14 protein-coding genes and 1 tRNA gene are annotated in these 21,136 nt (G+C 47.9%); 6 read left to right on the forward strand and 9 right to left on the reverse strand.

Annotated elements, in window-relative coordinates:
* The first annotated feature begins 58 nt into the window (after window positions 1-58).
* A complete protein-coding gene (locus WMO36_RS04610; protein WP_349076976.1) occupies window positions 59-2,083 on the forward strand; it encodes a glycosyltransferase in 2,025 nt (674 codons plus the stop codon).
* Window positions 2,084-2,142: 59 nt separating this feature from the next.
* Here the strand turns inward: WMO36_RS04610 and WMO36_RS04615 are convergent, their stop codons facing one another.
* The 4 genes from WMO36_RS04615 to WMO36_RS04630 form a co-directional block, all read right to left on the reverse strand.
* Complete coding sequence (locus WMO36_RS04615; protein WP_085381170.1) at window positions 2,143-3,075, reverse strand: glycosyltransferase family 2 protein; 933 nt, start codon at window positions 3,073-3,075, stop codon at window positions 2,143-2,145.
* On the reverse strand, window positions 3,075-4,766 hold the full coding sequence (locus WMO36_RS04620; RefSeq protein ID WP_349076978.1) for a glycosyltransferase: 1,692 nt from the start codon (window positions 4,764-4,766) through the stop codon (window positions 3,075-3,077). Before WMO36_RS04620 ends, WMO36_RS04615 begins: the two co-directional genes overlap by 1 nt.
* A gap of 637 nt (window positions 4,767-5,403) precedes the next feature.
* Window positions 5,404-6,660 (reverse strand): ABC transporter ATP-binding protein, encoded by a 1,257-nt coding sequence (locus WMO36_RS04625; protein WP_099595084.1) that lies wholly within the window; start codon window positions 6,658-6,660, stop codon window positions 5,404-5,406.
* Window positions 6,660-7,505: an ABC transporter permease gene (locus tag WMO36_RS04630; RefSeq protein WP_291786681.1), complete on the reverse strand. Its 846-nt coding sequence runs from the start codon at window positions 7,503-7,505 to the stop codon at window positions 6,660-6,662. The genes WMO36_RS04625 and WMO36_RS04630 overlap by 1 nt, the downstream gene beginning before the upstream one ends.
* A gap of 194 nt (window positions 7,506-7,699) precedes the next feature.
* On the opposite strand from WMO36_RS04630, the gene WMO36_RS04635 reads away from it, so the two are divergent.
* The 3 genes from WMO36_RS04635 (at window position 7,700) to WMO36_RS04645 (ending at window position 11,869) form a co-directional block, all read left to right on the forward strand.
* Entirely contained in the window at window positions 7,700-8,779 is a 1,080-nt protein-coding gene (locus WMO36_RS04635; protein ID WP_291786658.1) for an acyltransferase family protein, read from the forward strand.
* A 161-nt stretch (window positions 8,780-8,940) separates the two neighbouring features.
* On the forward strand, window positions 8,941-9,894 hold the full coding sequence (locus tag WMO36_RS04640; RefSeq protein ID WP_291786660.1) for a glycosyltransferase family 2 protein: 954 nt from the start codon (window positions 8,941-8,943) through the stop codon (window positions 9,892-9,894).
* Window positions 9,895-9,940: 46 nt separating this feature from the next.
* On the forward strand, window positions 9,941-11,869 hold the full coding sequence (locus WMO36_RS04645; RefSeq protein ID WP_349076981.1) for a DUF6020 family protein: 1,929 nt from the start codon (window positions 9,941-9,943) through the stop codon (window positions 11,867-11,869).
* A gap of 51 nt (window positions 11,870-11,920) precedes the next feature.
* Here WMO36_RS04645 and WMO36_RS04650 read toward each other — a convergent pair whose 3' ends face one another.
* Both WMO36_RS04650 and WMO36_RS04655 read right to left on the reverse strand, forming a co-directional pair.
* A complete protein-coding gene (locus tag WMO36_RS04650) occupies window positions 11,921-14,677 on the reverse strand; it encodes an RICIN domain-containing protein (RefSeq protein WP_349076983.1) in 2,757 nt (918 codons plus the stop codon).
* 232 nt (window positions 14,678-14,909) lie between these two features.
* Window positions 14,910-16,295: an ATP-binding protein gene (locus tag WMO36_RS04655; RefSeq protein WP_229067292.1), complete on the reverse strand. Its 1,386-nt coding sequence runs from the start codon at window positions 16,293-16,295 to the stop codon at window positions 14,910-14,912.
* A 303-nt stretch (window positions 16,296-16,598) separates the two neighbouring features.
* On the opposite strand from WMO36_RS04655, the gene WMO36_RS04660 reads away from it, so the two are divergent.
* Complete coding sequence (locus WMO36_RS04660; RefSeq protein ID WP_099595089.1) at window positions 16,599-17,306, forward strand: hypothetical protein; 708 nt, start codon at window positions 16,599-16,601, stop codon at window positions 17,304-17,306.
* Between the two features lie 396 nt (window positions 17,307-17,702).
* Here WMO36_RS04660 and WMO36_RS04665 read toward each other — a convergent pair whose 3' ends face one another.
* Window positions 17,703-17,891: a hypothetical protein gene (locus WMO36_RS04665; RefSeq protein WP_349076993.1), complete on the reverse strand. Its 189-nt coding sequence runs from the start codon at window positions 17,889-17,891 to the stop codon at window positions 17,703-17,705.
* 85 nt (window positions 17,892-17,976) lie between these two features.
* Between WMO36_RS04665 and WMO36_RS04670 the strand changes: the two genes are divergently transcribed.
* Window positions 17,977-19,434, forward strand: coding sequence for a sialate O-acetylesterase (locus tag WMO36_RS04670; RefSeq protein ID WP_349076991.1), 1,458 nt, complete (start codon window positions 17,977-17,979; stop codon window positions 19,432-19,434).
* A gap of 118 nt (window positions 19,435-19,552) precedes the next feature.
* Here the strand turns inward: WMO36_RS04670 and WMO36_RS04675 are convergent, their stop codons facing one another.
* Window positions 19,553-19,915, reverse strand: a complete 363-nt coding sequence (locus WMO36_RS04675) for a hypothetical protein (RefSeq protein ID WP_302694967.1) — start codon at window positions 19,913-19,915, stop codon at window positions 19,553-19,555.
* A 233-nt stretch (window positions 19,916-20,148) separates the two neighbouring features.
* Window positions 20,149-20,236: transfer RNA gene (locus WMO36_RS04680), tRNA-Ser, on the reverse strand.
* Between the last annotated feature and the right edge of the window lie 900 nt (window positions 20,237-21,136).

Below are 21,136 nucleotides of genomic sequence, written 5' to 3' on the forward strand. Positions count from 1 at the left end.
AAGGAAACGGCAGTCAGGATGCTCTGGAGGGGGAAAAACAAGAACGTATACTGGTGTTATGTCTGCACTAGAAGAAAACCAAGAATGGGAAGCAGTTAATAGAATTGTTTTCCCTACTACAGACGCGGAAAGCACGCTTCCTCTCTACGTTGTCAATTGGACACCGTCGCACCCAGATCCAGCTCTATTTGATGCCCGAGAATCTCTGGAAAAAGTCACCTTCTCAAGTTTAAGTAAACGACAGCTCTCGGGGACTCTCAGGAATGGGATCTTTTCAGCACAAGAAGCAAGTAAAACAGAGCTTCCCGCGGGATCAGTTTTAATTAAGTCTCGAACTTCAATTGAGTTGGCAGCAGGTCAGCACGTCTCATTGTGCACTTTCTTCAACGCATTTCCGGCAAGTTACTGGCAACGCTGGACCAAAGTTACCAACGTACGTTTTATTGCGAAAGTTGGCGGCGTCGGACGTATCGTCGTCATGAAATCATCAGCCCGAGGAATCCCCTCTCCTGTTACCACAATTCCTGTGACACAAGAAGATGAATTCGTCGAAGCCGACATTAGCTTATCTGGCTTCATGGATGGCGGATTCATTTGGACTGATATGGAATCCGCTTCGAATGACTCTTTGACCGTTACCGACGCCCAATGGCAGGTCCCCACCCAAGAAAGGCGCGCCCCTCACAACTCGTCTCTTTCAATTGCGATCACCACATTCAATAGACCGTCATACTGTTTGAATCAACTTCAGACCATTGCCGCCGAAAAAAACTTACGAGATCATTTAGATACAATTTATTGCGTCGATCAAGGAACAGATCGAGTACAAGATCAACCCGATTTTCAGCAAACGAGAGAACTCCTAGGGCAACAGCTAACATATATCCTGCAAGACAATTTAGGCGGATCTGGCGGTTTCTCACGAGGGATGTATGAAACAGTCAAGGCCCAGAAAAGTGCATACGTTTTACTTCTTGATGATGACGCAATCACCGAACCTGAAGCCATATTAAGAGCCCTTCAGTTTTCCGATTACGCTACCAGACCAGTTCTCGTTGGTGGTGGAATGCTGCATCTGGACAATAGAACTGTACTGTACTCTTCCGGCGAGCGCTTTGACGCAAGCTCTGCAATGCCAGCACCAGCCACCGGCACACATTACAATCATGATTTTGCTGTAAACCCGCTAAGGGATACTCCTGAACTGCATAAGAGGATCAATCCTGACTTCAACGGCTGGTGGCTATGCCTCATCCCCACGGAGGTCTTGAAGAAAATTGGTCTTTCCATGCCGGTTTTCATTAAATATGACGATGTGGAATTCGGCTTGCGTGCCAAAGAAAACAACATTCCGACTATATGTCTTCCCGGTGTCGCCGTGTGGCACCAAGCATGGCATGATAAGGATATTTCCAGAACTTGGGAGGAGTATTTCGCTCAAAGGAATCGTTGGCTCTGCACTCTTATGCATTTCCCCGTACCAAGCAAAAAGTTTGCTTTCCGAATGCTTTATGAAGATGCTCATCTAGGAACAAAGCTTCTTTATTCTGCCATGAAGTTAAACCATATGGCACTTCGCGATTTGACCGAGGGGCCGGAATACATCGTCAGATGCCTCCCGCAGAAACTAGCAGAAGTTCGTAAAGCAAGAGAAGGTTTCACAGATAGTCTTGTTCTGCATAATCTCGACGATTTTCCAGCGGCACTTGCAGACTATGAACCGACATTCATTCCGTCGGATCCCAAAACCGTCACGAAGATAGGGCTCAAATCCGTTATTTCTGCATTCTTTTCTCAATCGAGCGGAATAAAAGACACTCACCCTCAAGTGTCCATCATGTCCAAGGATGTAATCTGGCCGGCTTTTAACAAAGTATCGTCGGCACTTGTAACTACTGCTGACGGAAACGGAGCGGCCTGGTTCAAGCGAGACAGCAAGTTGTACCGCAAGGAGCTTTTCCGCTGCGTACATCTAGCGGCCAATATCTTGAAGCAGTGGAACAAGCTTTCTCGCCTTTATCGAGAGAGCGATTTCTGCAGCATAAATACTTGGCAACGAATTTTCAATCAATCAAGTAAATAAAAGCAGTGAGTGGCGGTACATCAGAGTCGGTTCTCGACGTGTACCGCCACTCGCTGTTTTTACTTTGCAGCTACTTGTGGATAATCAACTCTCGGATTGAACTTCCACGCTTCAATCATCTTTTTGTACATCTTCTTTCTCAACGGCTTTGCAACATTTCCATGTCGCATACCGTTCCAGACCAGCGCGCAAAAACGCAAATACTGATAAAAACCTTCATGATGCAAGTGATAGGAAGCCTCATTACGAACTCCGTAAGAGAACTTCCAAGCGTTTTTCTCATCAATCATGGAGAAGTTAACTCCCCGGTTAACACCCATATCATGGAGAACGACACTGTCAAGTACCTGCACGCCAGGGCAAGACTTCGTTATACGAAGCGTGTACTCAGCATCATCGAACCAAATGAAGTATTCCTTATACGGCAAGCCAAAAGCTTCCATCACCCAACGTGGGATTAAGACAGAAACGAAGGAGCATCGGGAAACCATGACAATGTCAAGTCCTTTAGCTTTCAACCTTCCCCAATCCCATGTCGGAATCGGATTATTCATTTCCGAGATAGTTCCGTCAATAAACTTCACCATGGAACAGGCAAAAGGTACGTCAGGCCCCAGCTCCGCTACTGCGCTATCGTACCCGAGCACCAACTTATCTAGAGCATCAGGTTCCGGATAACCGTCATCATCAAAAATCCAAGCGTAATCAGCGCCCAGCTCATAGGAGCGACGCATGCCAGCAGAAAAGCCTCCTGCACCACCCTCATTTTTCTCAAGCGTGACAATATCCAACTGCATGGAATCTGACAAGGCGAATCGCTGAGCATACTCCTGCAAATATTCCGCAGTTCCATCCGTTGCAGCATTGTTAACAATGACCAACATCTGCGGAAGTCTCGTCTGCGATTCAAGCGAAGCCAAAACTTTTTTCAACTTCTCAAGACGGTTATATGTTACGACAACGGCCGCTACTTTTCTCACGTCTGTTGACATCAGTCGTGCCACTCCTTCAACATCTTCTTGAAATATGCCTCAGCAGATTCAAGCTCAGAGAACTTCTGAAGACGAGTAAGTTCACTCTCCCAAAGCTTCCTGCGATCTTCTTCATTATTCAAAATATGAGACAGTGCGGATTTTGCGTCATGTACAAAGTTTGAAGTCATACGACGGCACAAACCCCTTGGAGGAATTAATGTTTCTTGAGAACCAACATTAGCTGAGAGAACGGGCACTCCAGCACTAATGGCTTCAATACTCGTCAAGGTGATGCCTTCGTTAATTGACGAGATGAGTAACGCATCCGCATCCCGATATGTCTGAGCGACAGGAGCATCCAGCGCTCGGCGCTCTATGACTTCTTCCAACCCATATCGTTTGATCATCATGTCGGAAAAAGCATCCATATCTCCATTTCCTTGCATGATGAAACGAACTTTTCCAGGATAAGCCGCATTCACAGCTTTAGCCGCAAGAATGAACGCCTCAGGTCGTTTCTGACGAACCATGCGACCAATGTAAGCCACAGTAAAAGGCTTCGTCTTATCTCGCTCTTTAAAACTTGGAGTCTTAGCATCAGCAGTCAGGCCAACCAAAGGAGCATCTACGACTTTCTCTGGAGCAATCTGATGATCGTTGATTAACCAATGTTCGAGTTGGGGGGAAATGACATGGTGCAGGTCAATCCACTCATCATGAGCTACGGATTCCTTAGGGAACCCACCGTGGAAGTAATACTCCACAATATGCAATGAATCGACGATTCTAGTCTGAGGGAAATGCGTCTTAACCCACCACGCGTTGTCATACATCCACTGGCAGTGGTGAATCAAAATACCAGCAATATCAAACTGTTCAAACAAAGCACGCAATACTGGAGAATCCCCCGGACGCTCTTGTACCGGCATGGTCATAGGCAATAGGATAGCGTCATCAAACGCTGGATTAGCAATCCATGGCTGATGCCCATCACGATCAGTAATGACAATCGGGATAAATCCCGCAGCACGGACAAGTTTCACTGTTTCCAACGCCCAACGTTCAGCTCCTCCAGCCTGGAACCAATGCATAGCAACAATCACAGCTCGCGGGCTCCCCTTAGGGGCCTTCCCCGGCGTAATTTCAACCCATGGATGTTGGACTTCACCAGCGTTGTTGACGTTGTCCGCACTTCTAGCCATGATCTGCGGAATCGGCTTTTTCCCGATATTTTCACGTAGCGCCCTCTTCATGTCGCGAAATACATCGAATGCGGCAGGAACGGATGCCTCTAGTGCGTTATAGAGCTTGACAGCTTTACTGTCAATCGGGTGATTCAGCTCGACATCTTTATCTGTTGCCTCATCCGGCGTCAACAAGATATGACGGACATTATGATCAAGAATCTGGTCATCACCTGCAAAATAGTGGGGAGAGAAATCAGTTTGATTTCTGCTGACAGAAGTAGCCTTAAAAACCATAAACGGAACAAGCCCCATTTGTTCGGTAATGTCCCCACTAAGAGTAGAGGTATCCGTTAAACGCGGATACTGCCATTTTTCGCCCATATACAGCTTATATGTCAGAGTTCTCCCCGGTTGGATCAGTGAATTATAATCCACCGCACCATAAACCAGCCTTTGCATACGCTTGCTAAGATTTTCTATCTGCGCAGCGTCCTTCTCATCAACCTGGAAAAAATGTCGCATAAGTAACAGCGTAACCCACTTTCATCTCCACTGATGCCATCTTTTTTATTCTCACACATAATGTCCGGTTACTATAACTACATCAAAAAAGCCGCGTGCCTCAGATTCCAAAGGATAACGTCCGCCCCAGAATGTGCATGGAATCGAACTTCAGCCAAACGTGCATCTTTCGTTAAAAATACTCGAGAAAGATTTCAAGGCACAGAACGGGAAACACTCCTTACCTTCCCGCAACGCATCCTCTTACAATAGAAGAACTTTATCTTGAGCATATAATCTTGTTTAAAGATGCTATCAGCTATGTTTTATCCTTTGAGGAAGCCACAGGAATGACTCGTAGTATTGAAAATATAGATGAGTCACATTCTACCGGCCTCTACCCCATCGGCGATTGAGTTCCAACGCAAAATATGAGATACCGAAATTTCTCTATGATGGCGCATCCCGCATGGAATACCTATCTTACCCGTTACTACGGAAACTATTTTAGAATTCCAAAAAAAAAATAATAACTCCCATGAGCACGTTGCCAACGATTATTTGAACTCTGAAGCAGTATAGAACTCCATGCATCGCTATCTCGACAAATAAAAATAGGGACGTGATCGAACATACATTCGATCACGTCCCTATCAGCTCATCTAATTTGTTTGATCTGCAACGCATTATCATTCAGTAATGCATAATCACGAGTATGCTCATCACGAACCGCAAAGATACAGCAGTTGTCATCATTCGTGAACGCAACCATGTCGGTAAGGTTTGGATTCTCTGCATTCTGGGTGCGTAGCGACACAACAAGCTTGAATTCCCCATTGTTAAATAGTTTCAACGGCACTTCAAACTTCACCTTGCAATGACCATGCTGGTTCAGCTTAATCACATTGGCTCCAGTATCGTAAGTGACTCCGCCACGCTTTATGTCGTGCATAGCAATTGCAAGATAATACGAGTTTGGCTCGTCATACTGGTATTCCACTTCAAACTGGAACGTATCATCGCATGTCAGAATCTGCTTACTAAGCGCATTAATCCGCAACATTGGGACTCTGGCGTTCAAACCTGTTGGATATTCATCCGCTTTGTCATTATCCGTGTCACGTTTATCAGCACGCATATTTTCCAAGGTATAGCGGTTAGCAACATCATCTTTATTCCCGTTAACAATGACTTCGCCATCTTTAATAAGAACCGCCTTATTGCAGTACTTTTTCACTGCGCCCATATCATGCGTCACTAAAATAACGGTCTTTGTCGGATCTTTTTTCACCTTCGCGAAATAGTTATCACACTTACGCTGGAATGCTTCATCACCGACAGCAAGAACCTCATCCAGAACCAGAATGTCGCCCTTAGCTTGGATAGCAACAGAAAACGCTAAACGAACTTGCATACCAGATGAATAGTTCTTTAGCTTCTGATCCATGAACTCTTCAAGCTCAGCAAACTCGACGATGTCGTCGTACATGTCCTCGATTTCTTCACGGGTAAAACCAAGCAAAGCTCCGTTGAGGAAAACATTCTCTCGACCGGTCAACTCAGGATTAAAGCCGACCCCAAGCTCGATGAAAGGAACGAGCTTACCTTTTACCTCAATCCTTCCGGAATCTGGAACATATATGCCGGAAATCAGTTTCAACAACGTTGACTTGCCACTGCCGTTACGGCCTACAATTCCAAAGAAGTCACCTTGGTGGACTTCAAAATTGATGTCTCGAAGCACATGCTGTTCTTTGTAGCCTTTGATGCCTTTAGTCCAATTAATGAAGGCCTGCTTCAAACCGCTCGCTTGCTCTGTTGGAAGTTTGAAGTATTTGCCAACATGCTCAACTGAAAGGACAACCGGACGATCCACTTCCTTGATGGAAGCAGATTGAGACTGTGTATTAAGCATCACATGACCTCCGCGAATTTACGATTATGCTTCCGGAACACATGCACGCCCAGCGCAAGCAACAGGAACGCGAGAATAACAGGAATGATCGCAATCAAAGGATTCCCTACGAGTGTCCACACGGTAGGTTGCGTTTCTGGGGCAATCAGATTGTGCCGAATATCTTGAATCGTCTGCGCAATCGGATTGAGTAGCTGTATTTTCGCAATAATCAAGCCCCATTTGCCCAAAGAATCGTTATCCATCACCATGGAAAGCGGATAAATAACCGGAATCGAATAGAACAGTACCTGCTGCAGAACTTCCCATAGGTGAGCGATGTCGCGGAAATAGACATACATCGTTGCCATCAAGAGAGCTGCGCCCAGTGCCAACACATACAATTCAATGAAATTTAAGGGCAGCAGCAAAACTCTCCAAGTGAACTGGATCTTGGAGAAGATAGCAAAAATCACAACCACTAAAAGATTGATACCCAAACTGATCAATGCACCAATAGTGGCAGAGACAACCACGATATAGTTCGGGAAATGTATCTTCCGAAGCAAGTCACCACGATCCACAACCGCTCTCAAACCAGTCGCTGTGGCTTCTCCGAAAAACTGCCACGTACTAATTCCAAGTAGCAGAACAACTGGATACGTCGATGTTCCGTCCGACATGCGTAAGAACTTCGCAAACACTACGTACATCACGCAAAAAAGCATCAATGGACGCAGAACGGACCATGCAACTCCGAGAAACGACCCCTGATAGCGGAGCTTAAAATCCGTCTTGACAAGCTCTTTCAACACTACCAGCGAATAGTGGTAGCGCTCTTGAATCCTCTTCACAAATGTATTCACGACTGACAAGTCTATCGACTTACGACCCCAAGATAATGCCCCTACCGTTTTCTTCGCAAAATCCTCAGCACACAACCAACCATCCGCTTGTCTTGCTACGATAAATACACCACATAAGACACAGGACCTGATAAAAAGTGAACACATCATCCAATAAGAGAAATGTATCAATTGAGCTTCTTCGGATAATCGCCATGCTGCTGATTGTCGCATGCCATTCCATCATTCATTTCAACTGGAATACACATCATTATGATTTAATGCTCATCCAGGAACCAGGATGGACAAACGCTCTCAAGTTCTTGATTGTGCAATATGGACAAGTTGGCGTATCTATCTTCTTTATAATCTCTGGCTATTTCCTGATAGATAAGACTTTTAAAAGAAGACGCATTTTCAAAACATGGTTTCAGATGTTTTGTTACTCAAGCGGTTTTTTTATAACACTTTTAATCATTGGAATATTCTATAAATACCCGACAGTCATACAACCGTTAATGCAAGGAAGCGAGCTATTCCGGACTATAGCCGCCAGCTTTTTCCCATTCTTCTATGGGAGCTACTGGTTCATCAGCGCATACATACTCATGCTTTTATGTGCGCCATTCATCAATTCCTTATGTCAATCACTTTCCAAGCGCGCTAATCTAAGTCTGCTCGTTCTTTTTTCTTTTTTAAGCATCCAGATCCTCATCTTTGGACGAGTTTCCAACTGGAACAATTTGACATATGCCATTTTCGGTTATCTGATTGGCGCTTTTATCAAAAAGAACAATACAGAGATTTTGAAGCGAATGCGCAGCACAGCCCCCATGCTTGCAGGCATCGTTTTCATGACACTGTTAATGCTGCTATTTAATTATTTCGCATCGTCATCATCGCCCATTAGCAGTGCACTCGGCTGGACAAACCAAATTCACAACGGAATAACACTATTCCCAATAGCGATAGGAGCATTCGTCTTCATTATCATCTCACGCATTAATTTCGACAGAGTCCCAGAGCTTGTTAGTAGAACCATAGTAGGGATTTCTTCCACGACGTTTGGAATCTATCTTCTTCATGAGAACATCTTCGGATTCAGGATCTTATGGGAATATGTGTCTAGAATCTGCTATGCTCCTGATAACCTTTTGCTTCGAGGTATAGCAGCATTCTCTATTGTCATTGCCGTATTCCTTGCCCTAAGCTGCATCGCAAAAATAGTAGATACCTTATTCGTTCACCCGCTTACTGACAAGATATTAAGTGTCATAAATAAGCGCACCAACTGACCATAGCGTCCATTCGAATCTAGTCTCGCAAAACAGAGAGCGCCTCATTCCAGTCTTATCTTTAGCGCCATACATTGGCAACACACTAAAATAAGCATCGGCTTTGCTTAACAAGTTTATCTCACCCGTCTCCGACCACAGCAGAAGCTATAGTGTTTTACATGCTCGAAAAGAACCCAAACCCCTCCGTTGCCGTGCTACTTCCCTGCTATAACGAGGAAGTGACCATCGGTAAGGTCGTTCGCGATTTCAAGACTGCTTTGCCTCAAGCAGACATCTACGTTTACGACAATAATTCCACTGATCGCACCGCCGAGATCGCTGCGTCAGAAGGCGCTATCGTGCGTAAGGAACCGCGCCAAGGCAAGGGCAATGTCATTCGAGCCATGTTCGAAGATATCGACGCTGACGTGTACATCATGTCTGACGGCGACGATACGTATCCAGCTGACGCAGCACCTGCTATGGTCGACAAGATTCTTGAAGGCTACGACATGGTGATTGGAGATCGTCTGAGCTCCACGTACTTCCAAGAAAACAAACGCCCATTCCACAACTTCGGCAATAGGCTCGTGCGCGGATCCATCAATGGACTGTTCGGCGCGCATGTAACCGACATTATGACTGGATACCGAGCTTTTTCCTTCACTTTTGTAAAGACCTATCCAGTGCTGTCGCGCGGCTTTGAGGTCGAAACTGAAATGACCATCCACTCGTTGAACAACAATCTCCGTCTTTTCGAGATGCCGATTCAGTACCGCGATCGTCCTGAAGGTTCCGTCAGCAAACTTGATACTGTTGGCGACGGCATCAAAGTGATGAGCACCATCTTCCGCATGATCCGTGAGTACAAACCACTTCCCTTTTTTGGCGGCCTCGGCTTGGTCATCGACATCATTGGTTTGGTTCTTTGCGGCAGCGTAGGCATTGATTTCGTACACACTGGCATAGTTGCACGCTTCCCCACGCTCATCGGTGCCGTGATGCTCGTTATAGCGGGCCTTCTCCTAATTGTCACAGGAATCATCCTTGACGTCATGGCCAAGAATGATCGGAAAGAATACATTCTTAATGCGAATCAAATCGCATTTTTAAAACGTAGCTCTCATCAGTGAGAACTTCTAGAAAATCCATATTTAATGTTCGGGGAGTCCTGCTAGCATGAAGCACGCTAAGTCAATTATCCTTCTATCCACCCCTGCAGCTTGCCTAACATATGTTGCACTGGCTGTTAGACTGCCGACGTATGGGCTCGCTGCAGGAGACATCGATACAAACGCCTTTCTTGATACCCTTAGCCGTCAGGGGCCTATCAGTTCTTTGCTGGGAGTATTCGCAATTATCGCGTTATACACGCATAAGGCATCTGTTACATTCGATAAATTCTCCAAACGAGTTCTAGCAGTTGTTTCTGCTATCTTATCCTTGACTATTGTTTTTTCAGGGAAAACAGAAAGCCAGAGTCGCGACAGTATTTCTTTCCCGTGGTACACTGTGGGTGACCCTGCTTGGTCGTCTAAACGGTATGTCGCTTTTCTCGTATTTCAATTTTTCTTCATATCTCTCTTCCTGTATAAACTACTGATATTTGCAGTTCAACTTGTCTTAAAACAGGATACAATAAACAGACGTTCGAAACTTTTATCTTCAATACTTACAATAAATATAGGTAACAAAAAAAATATACTTTTAAGCACGCTTCTAGTTTTTGTATTTTGGCTCCCCATCGCAATAATCAACGGTCCAGCTATCATCGACGTAGACTCCATGGTGCAGCTCATTCAGATGCGCGGATTTAGGGCATGGGATCCCATGACCATGGAATGGTTAGATGGATATAATCTTACTGATCACCATCCCTTCTTGGATTCCTTTATCTACGGAGCATTTGACAAAATAGGCCTGTTTTTCGGACATGAAATCGTCGGGTTCCAACTTCTGATTATTTTACAATTACTCGTGGGGTCTTTTTCATTAATACTCTCCCTGGCTTGGGTTAACACACGTGCCAAAATCCCCGAGAAGGTGTTCATTTGTCTATTCGCCCTTATACTTCTAGTCCCGTGTTTCTCCATGTACATGACAGTCATCTTGAAAGACACTACATGGGTTCCGTTCTTTTTGATTTGGGCTGTTCTTTTTGCAGAAACAGTGTTTCGGTTGTCCCAAAAACAGGACATCAGCACTAAGTTAGTAGCTACACTCATCCTTTTTGCTGTAATCGCTGGATTAACCAAAAAAACATCCATATACGTCACCACCCCATCAACCGCCATCCTCCTTTTCTTCTTTTCTCACAGAATCAAAATCCTCTTATCAGCTCTTATTCCGCCCCTAATCACGCTGATCATAATTCCGAGCCTGCTGTTCCCAGTCTTGCATATCGCACCAGGTGGTCCGCAGGAACCTCTTTCTGTACCGATTCAGCAAATCACCAAAGTACTGATTGATCATCAGAATGAACTGTCAACTTCGGATCTACAGACAATTAGCAGGGTACTTAAGATCGATAAGGCGAAAAAGAACTACGATCCTCTGACAACAGACAATGCCAAACACTATGGCTATAAGACAACTTCAACGTCAAAAGACCGAGTTAATTTTCTCATGCTGTGGGTCAAACTATTCTTTAAGTATCCTATAAGCTATTTCAGCTCAGTCACATTCCTCAAAGACGCTTTCCTTGTAGGTCCAACGTACTACTACACAAGCTCCGTTCGATGCGGATGGTACGAAGCTGGAGGGTACGCAATCCTTCCAGAATACAAAGAGTGCACTCCCTCAACTCTGCAATCTAGAATAGCTTTGCCCTTAGTTAATCTCCTAAATAGAATTCCCCCATTCTCTTTTCTTGGATCAGAAAGTTTGTATACGGCATGGATTCCTTGTCTCTCAGTGGGCGCATGCATCACACGAAAGAAGTGGAAAAATTTGATTTATTTCACCCCAGTTCTTTTTTTGGAATTGACAATGCTGATTCTTCCAGCCCATCAAGTCCGATATTCTCTAGGTCTACTCTTCACATTTGCGCTAACAATTGCTGTCCCGTTCATAGGTAGTCCAAAAGATACAAATAAAACCATAATGTAAAAAATGGCTGATCTGTTGCGGATGTTCCCAGAAAGCAGATCAGCCATTTGGCTATTTCACCCACTTTTGGGCATTTGTTCCGTTGGAAGTATACAACTGCACATTAGTGCCGTTTGCACTGGAACCACCATTCACATCCAGAACCGCATTTTCTGCGAGCGCTGACTGGAACGTATACGAGCCATCAGAATTCTTGACAGCTATCCACTTCTGAGCGTATGTTCCATTGGAATCGTACTGTTGCACGTTGGTTCCGCTGGCAGATACACCGCCATTCACATCCAACACTTTGCCGGAGTTCACACTGGTCAAGGTCACATACCCGTTGGAATCATGCGTCACTTTCCACTTCTGAGCATTGGTACCATTACCTGCCCAAATCTGCACGTTTCCATAATTTGAACGGGAAGCGCCGCTTACATCCATCTTCATAGACGTATTAAGCTTCGATCCGAACGTGTACGTACCATCCGGCAGATCCTGCCTATGCTTGGCTGCGGTTTCGTTCAAACGTTCGCGCAACGTTAACGGCGCCTTTGCAACCAACCACTGTTGAGCAACGGTGCCATTCGGCGAATAAAGCTGCAGCTGAGCCTGCTGCACAGCATTGCCACCTGGAATATCGACAGCTTTGTTGGCGTTCACCGACACCAACGCAATCTTGCCACTGCCGTAATTCCGCACCGTCCACTGCTGAGCAACAGTGTTATTACTCGTATATTGCTGCAATGCCGCTCCATTAGCAGTGGATCCGCCAGCCACATCCAGCATCTTGCCCGAATTAATATTGACAATCTTATAAGTTCCATTGCCAATTGATTCAAATCGATATTTCTGGGCGTTCGTATTATTACTTGAATAAAGCTGAACTCGTGCCCCGTTCGCCGTTGACGCACCCGTCACATCCGTGACAAGTTTTTTATTCGCAACCGAAGTGATAATCATCGACACTCCAGTAGTTATGCTGACGTCGCTTGACGAAACAACGAACAACTGCGAAGCGGTACCATTCGGCGCATACAGCCGAATCGCAGCACCATCCGCAGTATTTCCGCCGCTCAAATCCAAAACCCAATTACCGAGAGCGGACTGCAAATAATATCCCGCTCCAGAATCACGAATAAACCATCGTTGAGCCTGAGAATTATTCCGCGAATACTGTTGCACTATAGCGTTATTCTCAGCAACGGCATTGCGCACATCCAAAGCCTTGCCGGAATTCACATTGACGATCTCGTAGCTCCCATCAGACTGCCTAGTAAAAGTGAACTGTTGAGCCTTGGAACTGTTACCGGAATACAACTGAATGGCGGTGGAATCTGCAGCACTTCCCCCAGGAATATCAACACTGGACGCGACTTTGGAACGAACATTGATGTAATAATTGCCATTCGGAATGGTAACTGCAGTCATTTTGCGTACATCAATGGCCGCTTGTAAATCATTGCTACTCCCGCCATTCACAAACTCCTTGTTCCCAAACGCATTCATATCCACATTGCCGCTGATGCCGTCCACCTTGCCGGTACTGGTGTATTGCCATCCGCGACTGTTGGTCGGGAACGAGTCGAATCCCATGCGAGCGCCGTACTGCGCCACCCACGCGGTTTTAGCGTAAATGTTGGCATGTTTCAGCGGCCCTTGCAGGTAGCTGGTGTACGAGTAGACGCCCAGATTCTTGTATCCGGCGGACTGCAGTGCGCTGTACCAATTGTTGACGATATTGTTGTACACGTTCGGGTCGGTGGGCGGCTTGTGCCCTTCCCACGTCCACTTTTCCAGGTCGTAATACACGGGGTACGCCAGATCGCTCGGATTCACGCCAAACTGCTTGAGTTTGGCGACCACGTCGGCACCTTCTTCTTTGGCGAGCGCCGGAGTGTCCGCGTAGGAATACCAGTAAATGCCGAACGGGATGCCAAGTCTCTTGCATTCGGAAATGTTACGTTGCGCTTTCTTGTCGGCATTGTTGCCTTCGCCGTAGCCGAGGCGGATGATCGCGCCTTCCACGCCGTCGGCTTTCGCTTTGGCCCAATCGATATCGCCTTGCCATCCGGAAACGTCGATCACGCCTTTGGCTTGCTGCACGAACAGGTTGTTCTGGTAATCAAAGAAGGCTTTCGAATTGTTGTAGGTGCCCCAGTGCGCGCCGTATTCATTGCTTTCGAATTTGGCTGTTTGTACTTTCGTGTTGGATTGCGTGGATTGCGCTTGTGCGGATTGTAATTGCGCAGATTGCGCACTCACCTTCGCCGAAGGTTGTTCCACGGATTGTTTCACGGTTGCGTCGGATTGCTCGGATTGCGATTCCGCGCTATTTGCGTCATTCGCGTCGGCTACAGCATTTTTGACATCTTCCGCACTTACCGGAATGAAGGATTCGCCGTTGGTTTTGGCGAGCGGGTCAGGCTGCTGATCCTGCGTACCGACCAGCGTCGCATCGGTTACGGTTTCGCCGGTTTCAATATTCTTGACCTCACCTTCGGGGGTGACGGCCAGGTCTTCCGAAACCACGGTGGCATCGTCGGAAATCTCGTCACTGACGTTATCCGGAAGTTTCGCATTCGGATTGTCGGGCATGCTGTCTTGCGATTGCTGGTCGCCCGTCTGATCATCCGACTGATCGTCAGACTGCACAACAACGCCATTTTGCGCAGAATTGGTACCGCCTTGCACTGCATTGCGTGCAACAGAATCCTCAATCGCAATATCCTGCAATGCGTAAGCCGGCGCAACCGCAACGGAAGCCGTCAACGCAACCGCAGACAGCGCAGTCGCAATCTTCACAACATGATGTGGCGAAACCATTCGTCAGCCTCTCTTGAATAAAGTCATCAACCCCAAATAATTCGGCGCAAACGCCCTAATCGCCAACTCTAACTGCAACCCACAACCCCGTCCATCCCCAACTCCAAAATCATCCCGGTCCCCACATCTCACGCATTACACACTGATAAGAATCGACTAGCTCGTTAGAGACATCCGACATGACATCATCCATTTCCATATCTCCTTTCCAGCATTCTCGCTGACCTTCCCATCACGCTTCGTAGAGGGACCATTTCCAGGAGGGGAGTACGTGGATCGTGCCAGTGGAATCGGGAAGTTCAATGGTTTCTTCCTCGTTAAGCGTGAGAATCAGGCCAGAATCAACGTTGGTACGTTGCATAACCGCTTGCAGAGAGCCGATTTCTCGCGCCCTGGTTTTCTCATTTCCCATATTGGCACACACTTGAATAAGCCCATACGGTTCCGTAGCAAGAGCATCGCCGATAAGAAAGTCAACTTTCTCCTGTTTGGACGTCGGCATAGTGTACGAAGTGATTGTTTCCGTACGCCTGCCGGAAGTTCGTCTCTGCAGTTCGCAGAAAATCGCAGTTTCCAGTCGTTTTCCAATATCTTGCTGGTTGGCGCGTGACACCGCGTAAACCATACCCTGATCGACGGCATACATTTTCGGCACCGCAGTACTACCCGGCTTGAGCATGGTGGAATACTCCTCAAGCTGATACACCAGAAATGCCTGCTTGAACAGCTCGAGTAACGTATTCGCCTTATCCCAATAGATTTTCCAGCCGACCGCTCGCAACGTTTCCACAAGACCATTGGTAGACAGCTCGCAGGCCGTATTGCGCAGCAAAAACAGCGCTATCTGCGTGGCGAGAGTAATGTTTTCACGACCAAGACGCTCGGCAACGTCACGCGCAACCACGTCCCGCACGTAACCTTGGAGCGTTTCAATACGATCAGCTTCAACCATACGTTGCACTGCAGGGAAGCCACCAATAGTCAAATAATCGTTGTATGCGGCTTCAAATCTAGTAATCTCTCGCGGAGAAAACACGGCATCGGCAAGAGTACTGCCTTTTGAAGGCGTTTCGATTCCTCGAAAGTCGCAGAATTCTCGGAAAGACAGTGGCATCATGGCATGCGGATGCGATCTTCCTCGGAAATTCGTTGCGATTTCCTCGCTGGACAGTTTCGAAGACGATCCAGTAATGACTAGCGTCACAGCTTCATGTTCGGCTATGCGCTGGCAGAATCCCTGCCAATTGGCGCATTCTTGCACTTCGTCAAGGAACAGATAGCAGCCATGGTCACGAGAGTCAGGATATTGCCGCCAGTATTCCGTAACAATATCGTTGAGCACGGTGTCTTGCATTGGTTGCAAACGATCGTCAGCGAAGTTGAAATAGAAAATATCATTACGCGAGACGCCGTTTTGTAACAAATCATGAATTTTCTGGAAAAGATAGAACGTTTTGCCGCAACGTCGGATGCCAGTGATGATGTGCACAGCATTGAACACTGCTGGCTGCGGCAGCTCGCGTATGATTTCGATGCGGCGTGACGGCGTAGGAATGTCAAACTGCATGGACTCACGAACCAGCATGGCATACGATTCATGTGGATTATCCGGCACCATAAGTTCTTCCTTTCGCCGTCCATTGCGAAACACCCAACAATCCCAGCATAACACTTCTCAAAAATTTTAAGAAGTTTCCACCAACACTTCTAAAAATTTTTAAGAAGTTACCACAGACGAATAAAACTCCGGAGAGGACCTGAATGCATTAACGACTACAACACGAGTGTGGGAAATCGGGAAAGGACGGGTATCATACGCTGTATATTGGCATTTCAGGTGGGCGCTCGGCGCGGTCAGCATTGATCGGACGGGGAGCTGTCACCGGGGAGTACAGAATAGTAGGCAGATTCTGGAGGGGTTATGGCACGGCATGGCAAGAAGCCAAGCGAGGAAAGCACCTCGCCACGCGCACCGAGAACACTTGCCGGAAGCGCAACGACCAACACTTCTGCCGACAGCACTGACGCCGCTGCCAGCGGTATCGCAGTCAACAGCTCGACCGCCAACAGAACATTTGCCAGCGAATCCCGACAGCCGCAAGACCTGTTCGACGCAGCCATAGCGCAAGGCATCAGCGACGGCGACGCTTGGACGGACCAGCACGTAAAGCACATCTACCGTCAGATCATCATCACCGTAGTCGTCGTGGTTGTCGTTCTGGGCGCGATCTTCGGATTCACAGGCGTGCGTGCCTCGCAGCAAATGCGCGGTCTGGCCGCGCTGAACGACTGCAAGGAAGCCGTTACGGCCATGAACGCCTCCTACTCCAAGGCGTTCCAGCTGAAGGCGAAGATCTCCGAAGCGTTCACCAGTTTTGACAAATCCTACGACCTCGACAAGCTTGCCGAACTGCACCAGACGGAAGTTACCGCGCCGAAAACGCTGAGCTGCGCAGCAGACACTTCCGCTACCATCAGCAAAGCCAACGCCGCAAAAGCCGAGTACGACAAACAGGCCAAGCAGTTCAAGCAGGCTTTGCAGAAGAGTGACGAATCCGCGGCCACCGATGGCGGTGACGGCGCTGATGGAACGGACGGAGTCGCAGCCACGGACGGCGCTGCCGACTAATCCAACGCAACCGACGCAACCGATTTACTGGACGATTAATTCCTCCAGTAAATCAGTTGATCGCAACGCGACCAATCAAACCGGCCATCAGCCTTACCGCTTTACGTTTCTCCCGACTCTCTTTCGCGTTATTTCACACACTCAACGTTTCTTTTGATCCTAAGATCAAAAGAAAGGCAAACGGCAGACAAAAGAAGAAACGCTGAAATTCCCATTCTCAAGACTTCGCAAACGCAACAAGCGTTAACGATTCAAAAGAAACCGCCCCTCAGTCAAATGACAGGCAAAAGAAACGACTCCGACAATACAACAGGCAAACAACGATCGGATGACCATATTTGTGCGTATCGTAGCAAAAATGGCTAGGCTACGACATGCAGATATGCTTTAACCACGTCATGCGGAAGGGGCTGCTTTGAACAGGAAACGACTGGCACGCGTGATTATTGCCGTCGTAGTGACCATGGCGATACTTGTGGCGATCATCGTTGGCTGCGGGCCGAAATGGGGCGACGGTTCAGCGAATTCCAACGCCGGTAACGCCAGCAGCTCGAACAGTTCCGGCGACTCCAGCTCCTCCAGCACAAGCAGCTCCAGCACAAGCGACGATTCGTCCGCAAACTATGCGACCCGCGCATCGGTACAACTCCCCTCCTACTACATGGAGAACATGGTTTTCCAACGTGGAAAAACGCTGGTAATCAAAGGAACTGCGCAGACTTCACAACGTGGAAAAACCGTTAACCCAACACAGCTGGTCACAACGATTTCCCAAGGAAAGAAATCATCATCAGCACAAGCAAAAATTTCCAAAAACGGTGATTTCACTTGCACTTTACCTAAGCAGAAAACAAGTCTTAAGCCATATTCATTAACGATTTCGTACAACGAAACCACTTTGTTGACTCTGAAAAACGTGTATGTAGGCGATGTATTTGTTGCTGCTGGACAGTCGAATATGGAATTGAATTATTCGCAATACTACGAGGGTTCAGGCAATGCCTATAATTTCGGCGGTGGTTTGGTAACGACCGACGATTTGCCGAAGCAGCTTTCCGACAAAAACGTGCATTTCGTGGCGAGCGCCAATTCCTCGAAAGGTACTGATTTTCCGTTACGCGATGTGAACGAGCAGGCCGATTCCTGGCTTGAGGCAACCACCGACAATTCGCAGCATTTCAGCTATTTGGCACAGCAGTTCGCCATGCAGCTTCGCGCCGCGCATCCGAATGTTCCCGTCGGTATTATTCAAACCGCATGGGGCGGTACGCCGATTCGAAACCATGTGAAGGGCGGCGATATTTACGCGAACCATATTGCGCCTTTGGAGGGCTTCCATGTGGCGGGCGTGCTGTGGTATCAGGGGTGCGATGATTCCATGAACGAGGCGACCGCATTGGCATACGAATCTCAGATGACGTCGCTGATCAACCAGTATCGTGCAGTGTTCGACCAGGATGATCTGCCGTTCCTGTATGTGCAGTTGGCGCGTTGGCCTGGCTATCAGTACACTCAAAACGTGCGATTCGCACAGTTGAGCACGTTAAAGAACGTCGGATTGCACAATGCTTCCAACGTTGCAATGACGGTGTCGCTAGATACGGACAAGGGCACTTCAACGTTGATACATCCGCTTGGCAAGGATATTCTTGGCGCGCGCATGGCCGCGCAATATCTGGCAATGTCGGAAGGCAAGGCCGTTCCCAACGGACCTCTTATCGCACATGCGAAGCATGCTTCCGACGGTACGATCGTATTGTCGTTCCAAAAGGGCACGGCAACCGGTTTGCAGGCGGAAAAACCCAATTATTCGAAGACTGCGAGCGCAACCGTACCTGACTACACAGCCAATTCGAACGCGACGCCTTTGGATGGTATTGCTAATGTTGCAATACCGACTTCCGAATCATTGCAAGGTTTTGAAATTGCTGACATTTCCGGAAAATGGGGTTCGGCAGCGGCTGCAATCAAGGGTGATCAGATTGTGCTGAGTGCCGCTGATGGAAGTTCGAATCTTAATGCGGTAACCCAAGTGCGTTATTGGTGGAGTGGAAATCCGGCTATTTCCAGTCTGCTGTACAACGATCTTGGATTGCCGGCAAGCCCATTCATTACGATTGTTGAGTAGGTCGGCCAACTGATAGTCGGAGCATTATCCGGCGGTGATGACTAATCGATAAAGCGGACTGTAATTAGGTTGGAATCAGGCCTGTTTTATCAAATTTAAGTCGAAGCAATGTCGACGGTCAGTCGACGTAGTGCGGGGCGCTGGATGCTATGCGGGGCGTAACGCCGTTATTGCCGTTGTCTTCGTTATTACCGTCCGCAGTGGAATCTTGCGATTTACGAAGCGATCCCGCAGCCAATGAACGTATGGATCGAACGGAGCGGCCAAGCTGCGACTGCTTTTCCTGCGCGTCCGACTGGATTGCGGGAAACGCACCGGTCACAGGACGAATACGCCCGGTCGCCGTGGGAATGAAGCTTGGCGGCAACACTTGCGTAGTGATGGCGCTCGGAGATGATGCATGATAACGAGCCATCGAAGCCAGAGAATCGCGGGTATCGAGTTCACGCTGAATATCTAGCTCATCGTCGGATTCAACCATCGCCGCCCTCCTTCTTTTCCGGCAATCTCCACCGGTAATCTCTCTCCACTGGTAACGGTCACCGTTCTGAGCGTAATGCAAGGCGGCATGCCACTGCGAACGAAATCAGCGATATGCGCAACTCCCCCACTGTTTCGCAACTTCTTCGTCGCACATCTACACAACAGACCATTGGGGGAATCACCGTTTTTCGGTATAAAAAAAGGGCTTCCGGAATCATCCGGAAGCCCTACTGGCGGAGAATACGAGATTCGAACTCGTGAGGCTGTTACACCAACACGCTTTCCAAGCGTGCGCCATAGACCACTAGGCGAATTCTCCAATTATGCAACATCTCACAGTGTCTATCCGTGAAACGCAACTTGACTAGAATACAACAGTTTTTCCTAAAACCCAAATCGGCGTGTCGCAACGTCTCAAATCACCCACCCGCTGGAGGAATCTGCCCACACGCGAACTTCCCGCGTACCGAATCCCCCACCCCCTGGGACAATTCACCTGCCAACTCACCTCTCAGCGTCCCAAATCTTCCACTCACTGGATGAATCCACCCGCTGCCAAGCCTCTCACAGTCCGGATTCCTCCAGCCGCTGGAGGAATCGGTACGTTGACAGGCCTTCCGGCGTCCAGATTCATCCAGTGAGTGGATGAATCTGGACGTACATACACCCCCGTACTGTCCGGTTTCATCCAGCGGGTGGAGGAAATGGGACGTTTACGTGTCATGCAGTTAGTGTTTGGACACGGAAGCGCGTAGGTGGCGAGCATGGCGCATGCCATCACGATTGGGAGGAACACAAAGCCCCGGTGCGCATCCGATTGGGTGGCAGTCACGAATTGTGTGTCTCCGGCCGAACCGTGCCCAGCCTACGCAACCATCAGCATGCCGATTTTGCTTTTCGGCGACTATTCAAGAATGATATTGAACATCAGCGGCAGTGCGACTCCCGTTCCCGTGCCTTGCAGAATTCGCGCGGTCATCAACGCATAGGAAAGTTCAATGTGCAGGCCGCCATCACACAGCAGGTGATACAAAGTACGACTGCAGTAAGGAAGAGTACGCAACTTGAGTCTGCGTTTGAAAGATAGATAAAAAAATGGGGGTTCCCGGAGCGTGACGCTCGACGGGAACCCCCTCAAGTAGAATGCGGCGGCGCGCTACTCTCCCACACCCTCTCGAGTGCAGTACCATCGCCGCAGCCAGGCCTTAGCTTCCGGGTT

The sequence above is a fragment of the Bifidobacterium hominis genome (assembly GCF_040095915.1).
GTDB lineage: Bacteria > Actinomycetota > Actinomycetes > Actinomycetales > Bifidobacteriaceae > Bifidobacterium > Bifidobacterium hominis.